Raw genomic sequence first — 352 nt, forward strand, 5'->3', positions numbered from 1 at the left:
ATTACGATATCGGACGAATAAATATTTTGTACAATTCTCTCTTGAATTACCCCGACGTCATCTTGCTCGCTTACTAACTTTGGGATGAAGGTCAGATCCTCGATGCCCTGAACGGCGTCACAGATGATATTTCTCACCTCAACCCAGTGCTCTGCAGTGCATCCATCCATAGCCGAGATAGGCATCACTAAGCCGCAGGTAAGAGCTGCCGCCTCCGCTGCTGCATTGCTTTTCGCCATAACACATCTCCTTTGAACGAAAAATGGTAGCCCTTCGCCACCCAAAGCCAATGAATACCCTAGTTCTAAGAATCATGCCAGCCCGGCACCGACCGCGGCTGCCTGGAGTATCC

General features: G+C 50.0%; 1 protein-coding gene. It reads right to left on the reverse strand.

Annotated features, from left to right (window positions below; all coding sequences use genetic code 11):
- Positions 1–239 (reverse strand): hypothetical protein (locus EE949_RS11940; RefSeq protein ID WP_206335709.1); only part of this gene is annotated, 239 nt, incomplete at its 3' end.
- Positions 240–352: the final 113 nt, after the last annotated feature.

Source organism: Pseudomonas viridiflava, assembly GCF_900602065.1.
GTDB lineage: Bacteria > Pseudomonadota > Gammaproteobacteria > Pseudomonadales > Pseudomonadaceae > Aquipseudomonas.